Below are 12,737 nucleotides of genomic sequence, written 5' to 3'. Positions count from 1 at the left end.
GATTAAGGTGACTCAGATGTACAACGCCCAAGGCAAACTCTCACAGTCGGACGTCCTGACTAAATATGCGCCGCTCGTTCGCCGGCTCGGACTTCAGCTCGTCGCCAAGATGCCGGCGAGCGTCGATCTCGACGACCTGATTCAGGCCGGCATGATCGGTCTTCTGGATGCGGCGAGCCGCTATAAGGAAGATCAGGGTGCGCAGTTCGAAACCTACGCGAGCCAGCGCATTCGCGGCGCGATGCTCGACGAGCTGCGTGCCAACGACTGGCTGCCGCGCAGCATGCGCAAGACGTCGCGCGAAGTGGAATCGGCGGTGCACAAGGTCGAGCAGAACCTCGGCCGCGCCGCGAGCGAAGTGGAAATCGCCGAGCACATGAAGATGCCGCTCGACGAATATCAGTCGATGCTGCAAGACCTGCACGGCAGCCAGCTGATCTACTACGAAGACTTCGACCGCTCCGCCGACGACGAGCCGTTCCTCGACCGCTATTGCGTCGACCGTTCGGACCCGCTGTCCGCGCTGCTCGACGACAGCCTGCGCGGCGCGCTGATCGAAGCCATCGACAAGCTGCCGGAACGCGAAAAGCTGCTGATGAGCCTCTACTACGAACGCGGCCTGAACCTGCGCGAAATCGGCGCGGTGATGGAAGTGAGCGAATCGCGCGTGTGTCAGCTGCACAGCCAGGCGGTCGCGCGTTTGCGCGCCAAGCTGCGCGAGCAGTCGTGGACGAGCGTCGAAGCGTAATACGTTAGCCGGCTTCGAAGTCTCGCGCTTCGGCGAACACCGTTTTGCCGATGCCGAGACTTTTCGCGCGATACATCGCGCGGTCGGCGGCGCGCAGCACGGCGTGGATGTCGGCGTGGCGCGCGTCGGCCGCGCTGGACAACATGCACGCGCCGATGCTCGCCGAGACCGAAACCGGCCGCCCGTCCACCGACGCGATCGACGCGAGCGCCGCGTGAATGCCTTCGGTGATTGCGAGGACGGCCGTGCGGCTCTGCGCCTGATGCGCGAGCACCACGAACTCGTCGCCGCCGAGGCGCGCCACGGTGTCGCTATTGGACATGCGGCGGGCGAGCACGTTGGCGAACTGCTGCAATAGCACGTCGCCGACCGCGTGACCGTAGGTATCGTTGACTTCCTTGAAGCCGTCGAGGTCGATCAGAAGCAGCACGGTGTCCTGCGTTGCCTCGGACATCGTGCGATTGACGATGTGTTCCAGCGCGTAGCGATTGGCGAGACCCGTGAGCGGATCGGTCGATGCCTGACGCGCGAGATCGCGATTGGCGTTGCCGAGGCGATCGACGAGCACGGTCAGATACACCGATGCCGCCAGCACGCTCAACGCGAGCCCGAGCGCGGCGGACAGGTTCGCGTTCCACCACGGCTGCCAGAGCGCGAGCCCGCCGATGACCGTCATCGCGGTGGCGCAGGAGACGGCGAGCGTGCGCTTGCCGTAGCGGCAGCCCGAGCCGATCAGAAACCAGAAGACGACCCACAAGAGCGGCAGAGCGATCTCGCCGCCCGCGGCGAGCGCCGCGCCGACGAGCGCCTGATCGGCAATGGTCGTGACCACGAGCCGCTTCTTCGATGGCGACGCCATGCGGCTGACGATCAGCAGCGTGACTGCGCCGTAGAACACATAGAGCCCGACGATTTGCGCGACCAGCGACGCTTCGCGCGAAGGGACGAGCCACGCGAAACAGGCGTAGGCGAGGAGAACTACGGCGCCGAGCACAACGCGCAGCGTGGCTTGTTCGCGTTCGGGATGCCGAAGCGCCGCCCATGCGAAGGCATGAGGCCAGCGTGGCGGGTGGTGAGCCTGCTGCATGTGAACCCCTGGATTTTGTTTTTGTTCGTTCGACGCGCCTGGAATGGGCGCGGTCGGCCGTAGGGTTAACGGCAAAGCAGGTGCGAGGCTTGAGTTCGTGGGGGATGACGACGAGGCGACAGATGTGCGACTTGGCGCGCCCGGCTGGGATCGAACCAGCAACCCCTTGTCTTTTTCTTTCCGTATGCCGCTGTAGAGCAGGTGATGGCACGGCCTTCGTATACGCCGAGTAGCGGTGAAGCAGCATGGACGGTAAAGCCGGTGCCCGTTTCGGCAAACCAGTTGAAGTGAGTCAATTGCGATCGGGGGCGTCCGGGTTGCTTGGAGCCCGCGCGGGAACCAGCGCCGTGACGCCTAGCCGAATCCTCGTGTATGAGGCATGGACTGGAACCGACGATCGAATCGGGCAAAGGACTGGACTCGACCCAGAGCTGATCCGGCGACTGGCGCACGAAACGCTTAACCGGGCGGATAAAAAAGCAACGGCCCGCGAGCGCTCGCACGGCGGCGAGCGGACGCACTATCCGGCTACGAGAAGGGCCAACTAAGCCGGTGCGCAGCACGATCACCGCAACGGCACCAGCCGCAAGCGCATCACGACTCATGACGACTTTCTCGACATCGACTTTCCGCGCGACCGAGAAGGGACCTCCCATCCGGTGATCATTGCCAAGGGCGAGCCACGCTTTGGCGACTTCGACGACGAGATCATCGCGCGCAATGAGCGCCCGGGAGAACCGCGATTTTCTCGTGACGATGCACGACATCGAACAATCTGCGGACTTGGTCAGCACGGTGGCCGGCTGGGCGATCGACGAGGTGCGCGAATGGGCACAGCGACCGCGCGAGCCGATATATTCAGTGGGTGTTCCCCGACGCGCTGCGGGCCAAGATCGGCGACGAAGAAGTGGTCCCCAACAAGGGGATCTACATGGCGCCGGGCCTGGGCCGCGACGGCTCGCGTGACGTGCGGGGCTCTGGATCGAGCAGGCCGAAGGCGCGAAGTTCTGGCCGCGCGTGGTCAATCACCTGAAGCTGCGCGGTGGGCCGGTCATCCCGAATGATTAACGACGCCTTCGCGCCCGGCCGACGAGCAGCCGGGCACGCGCTGGCTAACGCGCCACAGCTTCAGTGGGCGCGACGTGCGCCACCCACATGCCATGCAACGCGTCTTCCAGATGCTTCGCGAAGCGAGGCGCGTCGCACAGCGGCGAAGCGACGAGTTGCGCACGCAGGCCGCTGCGAAGCGCTTGCAGCTGCGACGCATCGGCGGCGAACTGCACGGCTTTCGCGACATAGTCGTCTTCGCTCTGTGCGATCCAGTCGGGCAAACCGGCCGCATGCAGCATGCTTTCGCAGATGTGCGACAGAAACCGCTCGCCGCGCAGGCACAGGACAGGCACGCCCATGAACAGGCCTTCCGCCGTCGTCGTGCGACCCGGATACGAGAACGGGCTCAACGCGATGTCCACCCGACGATACGCGGCGAGATACTCGGCATGCGGCGAATGGTCCTCCAGGATGAGGCGCGATGCATCGACGCCGTGTGCAGCGAAACGCGCGACGATCGACTCGCGGGCGTGATCCAGATCCAGATTCTGCGCCTTGATGAACAGACGCGAATGCGCGACGGCATGCAGCACGCGCGACCAAAGCGCCACCGTCTGATCGGCAATCTTGGCGAGCTTGCCGAAATAGCCGAACGTCACATGTCCGTTGTCGAGCATCGGCAGCTTGCCCGCGTCCAGCGGCTCGGCAGGCGGCGTGAAGCACAAGTAGCTGTCGGGCATCCGCCACGCGCGCTCGGTGAAGTGGTGTGCCTCGCTTTCGGGCAGCACGTAACGGTCGCCGAGCATGTAGTCGATCGCGCGCATACCCGTGCTTGCGAAGTAACCGGGCCAGCTCACCTGAACGGGCGCGGGCTTGCGCGCAAACACGGGCAGGCGGTTGAACTGCGTATGACCCGATGCATCGATCAGCACGTCGATGCGATCGTCGCGGATGCGTGCGGCGGCGGCAACGTCGGTCATGCCCGCGAGGCTCGTCCACGTCGCAAAGCGCGAACGGATGCGCAGCGTCAGCGCATCTTCGACATCGCGCGTCGCATACGCGTGCAACTCCACTCGGGCTGCATCGACATGATTCACGATGCTTTCGAGCAAGGAACCGACCGGGTGCTCCTTCAAATCGCCCGACACAATGCCGACGCGCAATGCTCGGGCTGTCGCGGGCGTCGCTTCGACGAGCCAGTCATGGTACGGCGTTACGCCCTGCGTGATGGCTTCATCGAAACTTTTGGCTTCCTCCAGGTACGCGGCGGGCGTCACGCCGCTGTAGTAATTCGACGCGAACAACCGGTTGCTCCGCGGCGCCGGCAACTCGGGGCGCAACGCAATGGCCGTGCTGTACGCTTCGACGGCAGCATCGAGTTCGTCGAGCTCCATCATCGTCGCGGCAAGGTTGTTATAGGCTTGCGCGTGATCGGGCTTCAGCGACACGACCTTGACGAACGAATCGACAGCGCCGCTCAGGTCGTGCATCGCGCGCTGTGCAATCCCGAGGTTGTAGTACGCGTCGATATAGTCGGGCTGCTGCGCGATCGCCTGGCGGAAGCACTCGACGGCAGCAGCAGGCCGGTTGTCCGCCTGCATGACGTTGCCGAGGTTGTAATAGAACGCGGCCGCCGGTCGAACCGCGATGGCGGCCATGATCAGCTCGGAGGCTGTCGCGTACTGGCCGAAGGCGTGAGCAACGAGACCCAGCAGATGCAGCGCTTCGGGGTGGTTCGGATCTGTCGCGAGGATCTCGCGATACAGCGTCTCGGCTTCGTCGAGCCGATCGGCCTGATGACATTCGACGGCGCGCGCGAGCAGCGCCTCGATAGCGGGATTCGTCGTCGCCGGCTCTTCGGCGGCGGCCACACTGGCTTCCGGCGTCCGCAAACGGGCCGCCGCGCGCGCGTGCATCTTTTCGTTCGCCATTGCGGCGTTGGCGCGAAAACGCGGGGACGCATAGAGTCCCGCAGTCGGCTGTTTGACCAGCTCGTCGAGGTTGTCGCGCAATGCCTGCAATTCGACCATGCCGAGCGTGTCGATGCCGTGCGTGTAGAGGCGGGTCAGTTGCGCTTTCGCGCGCATCAACGCTTCCGCGGACATTTGACCCGCCGCCGCCTCGCCGCGCACCATCACTTCCCATTCGTAGTAGCCCGCAACGAGAATGGGACTCGCGACACCCGAATTCTGCGTGCCATGCCGACGGAAACAGCTCAGATAGCCGCCCAGCAGCACGAGCGGTCCCTTCTCCGCGAGGTTCAGATACATGCTGACGTCGTTGAGGAACGTGATGTCCCAGCCGCGGTACAACATCACCGTCGACATGTCGACGGCATCGCGCACCATCATGATGTTGCTAGGCTCGCCGATGAAGTTGTTCGCCAGCGCGACCATGTGCTCGACGAGTGCCGGACGTTCGACCAACGCGATCTGGCCAGCCGGAACGAGGGCCGGCGGCGTGTGCAGAACGTTGTCGTCGGCGTCGATCAGGACGCGCTCATGAACGGCGATGGCTGAACCGGGATGCTGACGCAGGGCGTCGACCAGCGCTTCCACGGAGCGCGGCATGAGCAGGTCGTCGTCGTAGAGCCACTTGATGTACTCGCCGCGCGCCTGTTCGAACAGCAGCAGTGAATTGCGACGCGCGTCCCCGCTGGCATGATGGAAATAGCGAATGCGCGGATCGTCGAAGCTCTCGACGATGGGGCGCAAGCGACCGTCCGCGGTGTCGTCGCCGACCAGGATTTCGATGTCCGCGAAGCTCTGTGCCTGCGCGCTCGCGATTGCCTTCGCAAGGTAGTCCGGCTTGAACGCGGGAATGAGGATGCTGACGGTGGTCATGGAAAAACGGGTCCTGTTCGAGAAAGAGGGCGCACATCGGCAGCCTGAAGTTGCATGGCCGCGCCCGGGCATCCATGGCACGACGGCTTGCATACAGAATAGCGAGCGGTCGCTCGACGCCATCCACGGAACAGCGAGGCGTTTTCGTCCTTATTCGTTCCCGATGTCGCGCCTGATGTCGCGCTGAATTTCGCTTGCTGATCCTCGCGCCCCGCGCGTGCGAACCATGCCTCGAAATAGCAGCGTTTGACCCGCTTGATCAATCGATCGGATTGCCATGGCCGACGCTATTCTCGTTTTCATTGGACGTGCGCCCGTTGCGCATTCCGCTCACTCGCGACTGCCATGCAAACACTCGTTCCGGTCACCCAGCCTTATCTGCCTCCCCTCGATGAGTTTCTTCCGTATCTGCAGAAAATCTGGGACAGCAAGCAGGTGACCAATGGCGGCCCCTTTCACACACAGCTCGAAGCGGCGCTTTGCGAATACCTGGGTGTCGAGTATCTGTCGCTGTTCTCGAACGGCACCCTCGCGCTGATCACCGCGTTGCAGGCAATGAAAGTGACGGGCGAAGTCATCACGACGCCGTTCAGCTTTGTGGCGACGACGCACGCGTTGCACTGGAACGGCATCAAGCCCGTCTTCGCCGACATCGACCCCGTGACGATGAACCTCGATCCGCGCAAGATCGAAGCGGCCATTACGCCGCAAACCACGGCTATCCTGCCCGTTCACGTCTACGGCAACCCGTGCGATGTCGAAGAGATCGAACGGATCGCCGACACGTATGGCCTGCGCGTGCTGTACGACGCGGCTCATGCGTTCGGCGTGCGCAAGTCGGGCGAGTCCGTGCTGAAGTTCGGCGACATGTCGATGCTCAGTTTTCATGGCACGAAGATCTTCAACACGTTCGAAGGCGGCGCGATCATCTGTCACGACGCCAAGACGAAGCGCCACATCGACCATCTGAAGAACTTCGGTTTCGCCGATGAAGTCACCGTCGTGAAACCCGGCATCAACGCGAAAATGAACGAACTGCAGGCGGCCTTCGGCCTCTTGCAGTTGCAGCATATGGACAGGATCGCCGTCGCGCGCGCGCGGATTGCGGCGCGCTACGAGGCGGCGCTCTCGGGTGTGAAGGGACTGCTGCTGCCTGTCGCGCCCATCGACAGTACGAGCAACCATTCGTACTTCCCGGTCCGCGTGACGGCAGACTTCCCCATCACGCGCGACGCGCTTTACGATGTGCTCCGTGCGGAAGACATCCTCGCGCGGCGGTATTTCTATCCCCTTATCAGCGAGTTTCCTACCTACCGTGGACTGCCGTCGGCGGGATCGGCGAATCTGCCCGTGGCGACGGCTATCTCGCGCGAAGTGCTGTGCCTGCCCATCTTCCCGGCACTCGACAGCGACACGCAGGACAGGATCATCGAACTGGTGCTGACGGCAGCGACGGCGCGTGATCGCGTCACCGAACTGGCGGACGCGTAAGCGGCCATGGCGTCAGCGCGCTGCCGTTGCACCGGGTCCATGCGCCATTCATCAAGGTATCTTCTATGTCAAATGTGCTGTCCATGCCCGACGTCTACCTGAACTCCATCGCCGTCGTTCAAGGCGAGCGAATAGAGCAAAACGACGCTTCGACGTTGGGCATTGCCGATGCGAATTACGAGCGCATCGTGCGAAAAACAGGCGTGCACAGCCGGCCTGTCGCAGGTCCCGATCAATATACGAGCGACCTCGCATTCGCGGCCGCGCAACAGCTGCTCGCAGCGAGCCCCGCTACAGGCGTGAGCGCGTTGATCGTCTGCACGCAAACGCCCGATCATCTGATTCCGGGCGTATCGTCGCGCATTCACGGTAGGGCAAAGCTGGCAAACGATTGCCTCGTCATGGACATCAACCAGGGCTGCTCCGGCTTCGTGCTTGGAACACAGACGGTCGTTGCGTTGCAGCGGTCGTTTCCGACAGAGAAGAGCGCAGTTCTCATCAACGCTGATACCTACTCGCGTCTGCTTCGACGCGACGACATCACGACACGCGTGCTGTTCGGCGATGCAGCGACGGCGTGCGAATTCTCGACGCGTCCTCAAGGATTGCGCTTCCTGTACTGCCGCAGCTTTGCAGACGGCTCGGGCTACGATGCGTTCGTCGCTCAGGGGTCCGCTATTCGACCGAGCGAGCACGCGCCCGGCATTTACATGGACGGCACGGCGATCTTCAACTTCGCGCTGCGCGAAGTCCCGAAAGCGGTCGAAACGGCATTGAGCGATACCGGGTTGAGCGTCAGTCAGATCAGGAAGTTCGTTTTCCATCAGGCGAACGACTTCGTGACATCGCAGTTGGCGAAGAAGCTCCGGCTCAGCGACGAGCAGGTTCCGAACAACTGCGCGTATATGGGCAATACCGTCTCGGCCTCCGTGCCTATTCTGCTCGCGGAACAGATGGCATTGCTGGAGCCCGGCGATATCGTGATGACGGTCGGCTTCGGAGTCGGATTGTCCTGGGGCGTCGCGCTATTCGAGTATGCGGGCGATTCTCCGGCGTAATACGGAACCGGCGTCGCGCGGGTGACGGTAACCAAGCAAAAAGGCACGACTGCGTAAGTCGTGCCTTTTTTCATTGGGAAAGCGAACGCCTTCCGATTCAGCCTACGTCCTCAAGCATGACTGGGCAGCACGCGCACTGGATTTTCGAATTGCGGCGAGATGAAGGTGCTCGGCGCAATCTTGCCCGCATACTGGCGCGGGATGTTCAGGTACGAATGCGCGCCGATGACGGACGCCCGTGCAAGACTGCTGTTCGCGCAGATGGTGACGAAGTCGCCTATGATCGCCCGTTCACGGATCGAGACATTGGCTTCCAGCGTCACATAGTCGCCGACCGTGACTTCTTCCGTCACCACGACGTTTGGACGCAGCACGCAGTGATGGCCGATTCTGCTTCCAGCACCGACGAAAGCGCCCGCGTGAATGATCGTGTTTTCACCAATGACCGCGTCCGAAGCTATCTGCGCACGGGGCGAAACAAGCGAGACAGCGCGATAGCCGAGCGCGGCTGTCGCCTCGTGCAGCGCGCGTCTCACATCGTTTATGTAGAACTCGTTGACAGCGATGGCGATGTCCCACTCCTCTGGCGAGAAGCGTTGGAGTTCGCTCAGATCGAAGACGTAGTAGTCCTTCGACGGGATGTGCAGCATTGCCACATCGCGTTGTGAATGGGCCTGCAATGCAAGCGCGTGGACGTCGCGCAGAGAATCGTCGGGACCCGCGATCAGCAGAGACTTCATGGCGTGCCTTCTTCATTCAGATGTTGCATGTACCACGTCCCCATCGCCGCGAGCGGCGCCTCGTGATCGCCCAGCACGTTGATGGGCGACCCGGACTTCAGCGACTTCTGCAGCGCGTTGAGTAAAACCACGTCTTCATCGACGACCCGTTTTTCCGCATGATGGATGCCCCACAGCAGATGCGGCTGCGGCGGCGTGCCATCCTTGAAACGTGTCGTGAAGACCCACGAGTGGTACTCGAACTTGTCAGGTGCGACGGGCACATACTGCTGCAGGTAATAGTGTTCGCCGTGGATGGAGCCGAAGTTGAGATTCGGAAACAGCACGCAGTGGAGCACCGCGCCTGGATCTGCCGCCCGCTCGAACAGCCCGGAATACCAGTGAGGCGCATAACGCAAGCTGCACCGCCGGAGCTGCGAAAGATCCGCGAGCTTGACGGGACGCGCCGGTATTTCGCCCGAGTGAAATTCGACGTCCGCAAGAGGACGCCCTTCTCCGAACAATGGAGAGGCGGTCGTCGACGCGCCGTGCTGCGAACCGTCGCTCGCATAATCGAACAGCGGTGCGAAGGTGTCCTTATGCACGAACGAAACGTGATTCCAGTCGAGAATGTTCTCGAAGTTCAGCTTCCAGTTGTAATCGACGTTGAAGGTCGTGTACGACACTTCGGGCGCGAAGTATGCCGAGATCCCCTCAAGCACCCGCAGCATGTCGCTCGAGTATTGTTCGGTGATGGGTATCGGTTCCGCGCTCAGATTGACGAACACGAAGTTGCCGACCACCTCGAGCGCGAACGTCTGCAAACGCAGTTCGCTTCGTTGACTACTGCAGATCTTATAGAGCTTGTCGTTCGGGATGCCGCGCAGGCTTCCATCGCCGTTATAGGACCAGCTGTGGTACGGGCAGATCAGCTTGCGTTTGCCGCAGTCGGCCTGCTGAATGGGCATGCCGCGATGGGCGCAGGCGTTGCGATAAGCGCGCAGCTCCCCGTCGACCCTCTGTACGAGCACGGGCACGCCGCCCAGGTTACGCGTGATGAAGCTGTTCTCGTCTTGCAGTTGCTGCGTGAGACCGACGAGCAGCCAGAGCTCGCCGAAGATTTTCTTCTGCTCACGATCGAACCACGCTTGGTCCGTATAGCACGCGGGTGGCAGGACAGGTTCGATCATGGCGAATGTTCATCACTGGAGTGAGTTCGATGCAACGACTCGCGCTTGCGAGTGGCCCCGTGCCTTTCACGGACCCTTGCGCGACGCGCGTGCCGATGCCGCCGCGGAGCATCGGCCGCGGCGTGAAAACGTTCAGATCGTCCGTGCGGGGTTGCCGAAAACGGTCACGCCCGGCGGTACATCCTTGACGACGACGGAGCCGATGCCGATCGTCGCACCGGCGCCGATGGTGACGCCCTTCGCGATCGTCGAGCGCGGATTGACGGTCACGCCATCGCCGATGTTCACGCCGCCCGCGATGAACGTCATTGCACCGATCATGCAATGCTCGCCGACCGTGACGTCGTGTCCGACGATCGTGTAGGTGTCGATATAGGTGAACGCACCGATCACGCAGTCCGTCGAAACGACCGCGCCTGGCGTCACGAAGGTGCCTTCGCCGATCCGCACGCGCGCTGCCACGGACGCGCCATTCCTGAAGCTGAAGAACGCCGCGCCTTGCGCCTGCAACGGCGCCACGAGCTTCTTGCGCCAAACGGGATCACCGACTGCCGGAATGAACACATCGCCTTCCCGAACCTTGTAGTCGAGTGGATTGCCGACGACAGCGCAATCCAGGCCTTCCGGTATAGCGACGTCCGCGCGCGTGTCGAGGAATCCGCCCAGTTCAAATTCGTCGTGCAGCGAGGCGTCTTTCGACAGCACGTCGTGTACGATGCGGCCCAAACCGCCGCCGCCGATAATCAGTAGTCTCTTACGCATGGCTGAATCACCCGACCGTGTGCCCGCCGTCCATCACGAGCGTGGTGCCCGTGATCCATCGGCTTGCACTGGAAAGAAAAAAGATGGCAGCATAGGCAACGTCATCCGGCAGTCCCAACCCCAGCGGATAGCGGGCGGCCGTATCGTCGATGCTGTCCGTGGTGCGCCGCGCCGCTTGCAGCATGGGCGTCTCGACCAAGCCCGGCGCGAGACAGTTGACGCGAATCGCTCGCTTGGCAACTTCCATCGACAACACGCGCGCCATGCTTTCAAGCGCGCCCTTGCTGCCGCCATAAGCCCCGACTCCCGCTACGCCGATATGTGCCGAAATCGATGAGATGAACACGATCGAGCCACCGCGGTTCACTGCGTTGCGGACAAGAAGCTGCTGCGTCAGCAAGATCGGGCCCAACGCGTTGATGCGGAACTGGTCTTCGATGTGGCTGCGCGATGCAAGCCTCAACGGCGCCAGCGCAGCGATGCCCGCGCTGTGCACGATGCCGTCGAACTTGCCGACGTCTTGCGCCAACTGTTTGATGCTATCGTCGATGCTGAGGTCGCACGTGAAATAGCCGTGACCTTCGCCGCCCAGTTCGTCGATGAGGCTACGCAAGCGCGCCTCGTCGCGTCCAGTCGCGATCACCGTGGCGCCGGACTGCGCGCAGCGCACGGCGATTTCCCGCCCGATGCCGGATGAAGCGCCCGTCACCAGTATGCGTTTGCCGTCGAGTGAGAATGCGTCTTGCACGGTCATGCCTCTATCAGCGCCGGGAACGTGGCCGATTCGATGTCCACGATCGCGCCACCCCATGACAGCCCGATGCCGAATCCGCACAGCAGCAGCCGATGCCTTGCGTCGTCGAGCGTAGTGTGAAGCCGCGCGGTCATGGTCACGGGCAGCGATGCGCCGCTCGTGTTGCCGAAGTCGTGCAGCGTCGACGGCACTTTCTCCGCGGGGAGGCCAAGCTTCTTGCGGATCGTCTCGTTGATCATGCGGTTGGCCTGGTGGAAGACGAAGTAATCGATCTGCTCCTTCTCCGTTTTCGCGTAGTTCAGCAGCGTGTCGACTGCGGGAGGCACGCGCTGCGTCGAGAAGCTGAGGACGGCCGTCCCGTCGAGGATCAGATCCATCGGCGAACGCATAAAGCCGTTCTCATCCCGATGCTGAAGCGTGTGTTGCGTCGTAACAGGCTCGCGATGGCCGCCGACGGGCAGCATGATCGCCTTGTGTCCGCTGCCGTCGCTGTTCAGGTTGAAGAACATCGGCGCGGCGTTGGCGTCGAACTCCAGCGCGGTCGCGGTGCCGGCGTCGGAGAAGATCGGATCCTTGAGTGAACCGGCGCGGTCGCCGACCAGCAGCAGCCCCTTCTTGATCGCACCCGACGCAATCATGCTGCCGAGCAGATGAATGCCGAACGGATAGCCGGAGCAACCCAGGTTCACATCGAACGCGATGGTCGTATGCGGCAGGCCGAGACGGTCCTGCAGAATGATGGACGTGGCGGGAATGATGTAGTCAGGCGACTGCGAGACGACGATCAGTGCGTCGATCTCATCGCGTGACCATTCGAGGTCCGCCAGCAGCTTTTCAGCAGCGACGAATGCGAGGTCCGAGAAACATTGCCACTCGGGGCACAGACGGCGTTGCCGGATGCCGATATTGCGCACCAGCCGCTCGCGCTCCGAACGGATCTGCGGCGGCGCGTCTTCGATGTTGTCAACGACGCGCTTGGGCACGCAGGTCGCCATGCCTGCGAAGCGCACGTTGTGCAGAGTGGAGAGGCCCATG

Annotated in this window: 10 protein-coding genes and 2 pseudogenes; 4 read left to right on the top strand and 8 right to left on the bottom strand. The window is 62.6% G+C overall.

Annotated elements, in window-relative coordinates:
* Positions 1 to 16 precede the first annotated feature (16 nt).
* Complete coding sequence (locus NCR35_RS00755; protein WP_175938629.1) at positions 17 to 748, top strand: RNA polymerase sigma factor FliA; 732 nt, start codon at positions 17 to 19, stop codon at positions 746 to 748.
* Between the two features lie 4 nt (positions 749 to 752).
* Here NCR35_RS00755 and NCR35_RS00750 read toward each other — a convergent pair whose 3' ends face one another.
* Positions 753 to 1,835 (bottom strand): GGDEF domain-containing protein, encoded by a 1,083-nt coding sequence (locus NCR35_RS00750; protein WP_250532626.1) that lies wholly within the window; start codon positions 1,833 to 1,835, stop codon positions 753 to 755.
* A gap of 372 nt (positions 1,836 to 2,207) precedes the next feature.
* Between NCR35_RS00750 and NCR35_RS00745 the strand changes: the two are divergent.
* Positions 2,208 to 2,879: pseudogene (locus NCR35_RS00745) on the top strand (transposase); the annotation flags it as partial.
* A 68-nt stretch (positions 2,880 to 2,947) separates the two neighbouring features.
* Here the strand turns inward: NCR35_RS00745 and NCR35_RS00740 are convergent.
* Both NCR35_RS00740 and NCR35_RS00735 read right to left on the bottom strand, forming a co-directional pair.
* Positions 2,948 to 4,801 (bottom strand): O-linked N-acetylglucosamine transferase, SPINDLY family protein, encoded by a 1,854-nt coding sequence (locus NCR35_RS00740; protein WP_502801634.1) that lies wholly within the window; start codon positions 4,799 to 4,801, stop codon positions 2,948 to 2,950.
* A gap of 597 nt (positions 4,802 to 5,398) precedes the next feature.
* Positions 5,399 to 5,728: pseudogene (locus tag NCR35_RS00735) on the bottom strand (glycosyltransferase family 2 protein); the annotation flags it as partial.
* A gap of 345 nt (positions 5,729 to 6,073) precedes the next feature.
* On the opposite strand from NCR35_RS00735, the gene NCR35_RS00730 reads away from it, so the two are divergent.
* Both NCR35_RS00730 and NCR35_RS00725 read left to right on the top strand, forming a co-directional pair.
* Complete coding sequence (locus NCR35_RS00730) at positions 6,074 to 7,219, top strand: DegT/DnrJ/EryC1/StrS family aminotransferase (RefSeq protein WP_250532625.1); 1,146 nt, start codon at positions 6,074 to 6,076, stop codon at positions 7,217 to 7,219.
* 83 nt (positions 7,220 to 7,302) lie between these two features.
* Complete coding sequence (locus NCR35_RS00725; protein WP_250532624.1) at positions 7,303 to 8,277, top strand: 3-oxoacyl-ACP synthase III family protein; 975 nt, start codon at positions 7,303 to 7,305, stop codon at positions 8,275 to 8,277.
* 110 nt (positions 8,278 to 8,387) lie between these two features.
* Here the strand turns inward: NCR35_RS00725 and NCR35_RS00720 are convergent, their stop codons facing one another.
* The 5 genes from NCR35_RS00720 to NCR35_RS00700 all read right to left on the bottom strand — a co-directional run bounded on the left by NCR35_RS00720 (position 8,388) and on the right by NCR35_RS00700 (position 12,736).
* On the bottom strand, positions 8,388 to 9,017 hold the full coding sequence (locus tag NCR35_RS00720; RefSeq protein ID WP_250532623.1) for an LbetaH domain-containing protein: 630 nt from the start codon (positions 9,015 to 9,017) through the stop codon (positions 8,388 to 8,390).
* Positions 9,014 to 10,186, bottom strand: coding sequence for an aromatic ring-hydroxylating oxygenase subunit alpha (locus NCR35_RS00715; RefSeq protein ID WP_250532622.1), 1,173 nt, complete (start codon positions 10,184 to 10,186; stop codon positions 9,014 to 9,016). The genes NCR35_RS00720 and NCR35_RS00715 overlap by 4 nt, the downstream gene beginning before the upstream one ends.
* Before the next feature lie 132 nt (positions 10,187 to 10,318).
* Positions 10,319 to 10,948, bottom strand: a complete 630-nt coding sequence (locus NCR35_RS00710) for an acetyltransferase (RefSeq protein WP_250532621.1) — start codon at positions 10,946 to 10,948, stop codon at positions 10,319 to 10,321.
* Positions 10,949 to 10,955: 7 nt separating this feature from the next.
* Positions 10,956 to 11,702, bottom strand: a complete 747-nt coding sequence (locus tag NCR35_RS00705) for an SDR family NAD(P)-dependent oxidoreductase (RefSeq protein WP_250532620.1) — start codon at positions 11,700 to 11,702, stop codon at positions 10,956 to 10,958.
* Positions 11,699 to 12,736 (bottom strand): ketoacyl-ACP synthase III, encoded by a 1,038-nt coding sequence (locus tag NCR35_RS00700; RefSeq protein WP_250532619.1) that lies wholly within the window; start codon positions 12,734 to 12,736, stop codon positions 11,699 to 11,701. The genes NCR35_RS00705 and NCR35_RS00700 overlap by 4 nt, the downstream gene beginning before the upstream one ends.
* Position 12,737: the final 1 nt, after the last annotated feature.

Source organism: Caballeronia sp. AZ10_KS36 (genome assembly GCF_023631105.1).
Taxonomy (GTDB): Bacteria; Pseudomonadota; Gammaproteobacteria; order Burkholderiales; family Burkholderiaceae; genus Caballeronia.
This window is presented reverse-complemented; position numbering and strand designations above follow the sequence as displayed.